Origin of the sequence: Pseudomonas sp. 18.1.10 (assembly GCF_024655625.1) — a bacterium.
Taxonomy (GTDB): domain Bacteria; phylum Pseudomonadota; class Gammaproteobacteria; order Pseudomonadales; family Pseudomonadaceae; genus Aquipseudomonas.
In genome coordinates this window covers 1-3465 of sequence record NZ_JANLGL010000365.1, presented here as the reverse complement: position 1 = coordinate 3465, position 3465 = coordinate 1, and the positions used below count along the sequence as shown (strand labels likewise).

The window sequence follows — 3465 nt, the reverse complement described above, 5'->3', positions numbered from 1 at the left end:
CAGTTAAAAATCAAGTGACTGACACTCCGCTTTCGCGAGCAAGCCCGCTCCCACATTTGATCTTTATTGTCAGTCGGATTGCGGCACCGCAAACACCGCATTCGCCCGCACCACCACCTTCTCCCCCACCTGCACACTCACCGTGGCAAACGCCATCTGCCGCCCGCGCTTGTGATGCTCCAACTTCACCACCATCCACTCCCCCACCTGCACCGCGCCCAGGTAGTCCAAGGTCATGCTCGCCGTAATCAACGGCAGCGGCGGCTCGCTGGAAAACGCCATCGCATAACCCATGCCGACATCCGCCAAGGTCGCCAATACCCCACCATGCACGGTGCCACGGCCATTGGCGTGACGATTGTCGGCACGCAGGCCGATCTCCAGTTGCAGGCCTTCACCCCGGCAATACGCCGGGCCCAACAAGTCGAGCAGCGGACTGCTGCGGGGCAGTGAAACAAAACCTTCGGGAACAGCGATCATGGCGAGTTCGTCCTTGGAGTCAGGCCCCGAGGTGTACTCCAACCCGTCTGCGGCAGCCATCACCATCAGCCACGCAAATCCTGCACGATACTTTGCGTTAATCCGCCAGACCCGCTTTAATCGCCGTCCAAATTTCCCCGCACCTCCCAAGGAACCGCAATGCGCCATCTGGACGGCAAAGCCACACCGCTTATTTTGATCTTGCTGGCAGGCCTGACCCTCGCCGGTTGCTCGCCCAAGGATCACGCCCGCGCACGCGCGATCAACGGCGAACAAAGCCAGGCCGGCGCGCAATTGGCCTATGAGCATGAGCTGACCCTGGCCCTGCCCGGCGCCCTGCTCGCGCCGCGTATGCAGGCCACGCGCGAAGCCTGTGAAACCGCACGCTTCGGCGCCTGCAACATCCTCGGCATCACCGAAGACGGCAACGGTGGCGAGATCATCCTGCGCATCGCGCCCACCGGTGTGGAGCCGATGGTCGCCATGGCCACGGAAGGCGGCACGCTCGGCCAGCGGATCACCACCGCCGAGGACCTGGCCGACGCCGTCGCCGATGTGCGCCGCCGCCAGGATCGCCTGCAAGCTCAGCAACAGCGCCTCGATGAGTTGGCCAAGCGCAAGGACATCACCGTCAGCGACTTGATCGCCTTGAGCAAAGAGCAAGCCGCCATCGAAAACGAATTGCAGGAACTGGCGCAAGTCTCCGCCAACCAGCAACGCCGGCTCGACACCAACCGCGTGACCCTGAACTTCCGCTCCGCCGACGGCGCGAACCAGCCGTCACGCTTTAGCCGCATGTTCAGCAACCTCGGCGACAACCTGGTGAACGGCACCGCTGACGCCCTGGAACGCGCAAGCTACGTGCTGCCGTTTGTGATTCTGGCATTCCCGGTGGTGTGGTTGTGGGTGCGCCTGTGGCGCCGCTTCATCGTGGCGAGGGAGCTTGCTCCCGCTGGGCTGCGAAGCGGCCCCAAAAAAGCAGAACGCGGTGGATCAGACGCTAATCAGTGACGGCCTTGGGGCTGCTGCGCAGCCCAGCGGGAGCAAGCTCCCTCGCCACAGTCAGCGCTTCATGCAGCGCTGATAGCGCTCATCCACGCGCTTGGCAAACCACGCCGTGGTCAGGTTGCGGGTGATCTTCGGGCTCTTGAGCACGATGCCCGGCAGGATTGCCCGTGGCATCGGCTTGCCGGCCGCTGTGTCCGCCAGCGCAAACACGCGTTTGTAGAGGGTGGTGTCTTCAAAGTCCAACTGCTCGCCCTGCTCCAACTGGCTGCGGATGCTGGGGTTGCGCATGTCCAGCTTCGCGCCCAGTGAACGCACCGCCAGTTCGGTGGTGCCGGGCAGCAACGAGCCGTAGCGAATCAGATCGCCGTCCAGCGCCAGCTCGGTGCCAGAGGCGCGGCTGACCGCCGCCTGGAAGGCCGCGTTACGGCTGGCGTACCAGCCCGCGTTGAAGTCGGCAAAACGATACAGCGGTTGATCGTAGTTCACCGGGTAGCCGAGCAAGTGGGCAATGCCAAAGTACATGCCGCCACGGCGGGTGAAGACTTCGCGTCGGATCGTGCCATCCACCGTGTAGGGATAACCCCGTGCCTGTTTCTGCGCGAAGTCGATGCTGACTTGCATCGGGCCGGCGGTGTGCACCGGGTTGAAACCGCCGAACAAGGTGTTGCCCAGGGGCACCATGCTGATGAAATCATCGAAGATGCCGCTCAGGTCCTTCTCCGTGCGCGCGGCATTCAGGCGCTCGGCGTAGGTCTTGCCGGTGGGCGAGCGCAGCTGCAAGGTGGTGCGCACCACCACTGCGGGCACATACACCTTGGCGGCGCGGCGCAGCATTTCATCCTGCGCGATCTTGCCCATGTTCGGCACGGGTGGGTCGACCTGGTAGGTGGACTCCTGCTCGGTCACCGCCAGTACCGCGCAGATATTTTCGGTGCTCGGGTCGATCTTCTGGGTGTCGAAGGCTGTGTAGATGTCCTGGGCCCAGCCCTTGCGATCCGCCACGGTCGCCGGCAGCAGGCGCACGATCTGCGCCTTCACCTCGGCTTCGTTACGCTCCGGCTGTTGCGGGCCGCGCGCAGTGGAACAACCGGCCAATACCAGTAACGGAGTGATGCACAGGATCAAGCGGCGTACGGGCATGGGTGCTTCCTTGAATAACGACGGACCGGGCATATCGACCCGCAAGTGTAACCAGGGTTCGCTGACCGGGTGCGCTCGCCAACCTGCGTCTATCGTGACAGGATCTGACATCGACCATTCCTACACGGAGTTTGAATGCCATGCTCAGCCTGAACTTTCTCATCACTTGCCTGATTGTGGTGCTGATTCCCGGTACCGGGGTGATTTTTACCGTGTCCACCGGCCTCACCGCCGGCAAGCGCGCCAGCCTGTTCGCCGCGCTGGGCTGCACTGCCGGGATCATCCCGCACCTGCTGGCCTCGATTCTCGGCCTGTCCGCCCTGCTGCACACCAGTGCGCTGGCGTTCGACCTGCTCAAGTACGCCGGTGTCGCCTACCTGCTGTATGTGGCGTACGCCACCTGGCGCGATCGCTCGGCCTTTGCAGTCAGTGACACGCCCGTGGTCGCCAGTGCCCGCAGCCTGATGCTGCGCGGCCTGCTGATGAACATCCTGAACCCCAAGCTGACGATTTTCTTCCTGGCCTTCCTGCCGCAGTTCGTCGCGCCCGGCAGCACGGCGCCTACTGTGCAGATGCTGGTATTGAGCGGCGTGTTCATGGCGATGACGTTGGCGGTGTTCGTGATGTATGGCCTGCTGGCCAATGTGTTTCGGCGCGCGGTGATCGAGTCACCACGGGTGCAGAACTGGCTGCGTCGCAGTTTTGCGGCGGCGTTTGCGGGGTTGGGGTTGAATCTGGCGTTTGCGCAGCGTTGATCTTGGTGGGATCTGGCTTATGTGGGAGCTGGCTTGCCTGCGATAGCATCACCTCGGTGTCACTGAAAGACCGAGGTGCCTG

At 63.2% G+C, this 3465-nt stretch carries 4 protein-coding genes; 2 read left to right on the top strand and 2 right to left on the bottom strand.

Annotated features, from left to right (window positions below; all coding sequences use genetic code 11):
• Positions 1–69: 69 nt before the first annotated feature.
• On the bottom strand, positions 70–480 hold the full coding sequence (locus NUV89_RS28650) for a PaaI family thioesterase (RefSeq protein ID WP_257783966.1): 411 nt from the start codon (positions 478–480) through the stop codon (positions 70–72).
• Between the two features lie 159 nt (positions 481–639).
• Here NUV89_RS28650 and NUV89_RS28645 point away from each other — a divergent pair, with 159 nt between their 5' ends.
• Positions 640–1491, top strand: a complete 852-nt coding sequence (locus NUV89_RS28645) for a DUF4349 domain-containing protein (RefSeq protein ID WP_257783965.1) — start codon at positions 640–642, stop codon at positions 1489–1491.
• Positions 1492–1542: 51 nt separating this feature from the next.
• Here the strand turns inward: NUV89_RS28645 and NUV89_RS28640 are convergent, their stop codons facing one another.
• The gene (locus tag NUV89_RS28640) at positions 1543–2628 is read right to left on the bottom strand and encodes a DUF1615 domain-containing protein (protein ID WP_257783964.1); all 1086 of its coding nucleotides are present in this window, start codon (positions 2626–2628) and stop codon (positions 1543–1545) included.
• Between the two features lie 140 nt (positions 2629–2768).
• Here NUV89_RS28640 and NUV89_RS28635 point away from each other — a divergent pair, with 140 nt between their 5' ends.
• Entirely contained in the window at positions 2769–3383 is a 615-nt protein-coding gene (locus tag NUV89_RS28635; RefSeq protein WP_257783963.1) for a LysE family translocator, read from the top strand.
• Positions 3384–3465 lie beyond the last annotated feature (82 nt).

Coding starts and splice junctions, on each gene's coding strand:
- NUV89_RS28635 (WP_257783963.1), top strand. CDS start 2,769: ATGCTCAGCCTGAACTTTCTCATCACTTGCCTGATTGTGGTGCTGATT.
- NUV89_RS28650 (WP_257783966.1), bottom strand. CDS start 480: ATGATCGCTGTTCCCGAAGGTTTTGTTTCACTGCCCCGCAGCAGTCCG.
- NUV89_RS28640 (WP_257783964.1), bottom strand. CDS start 2,628: ATGCCCGTACGCCGCTTGATCCTGTGCATCACTCCGTTACTGGTATTG.
- NUV89_RS28645 (WP_257783965.1), top strand. CDS start 640: ATGCGCCATCTGGACGGCAAAGCCACACCGCTTATTTTGATCTTGCTG.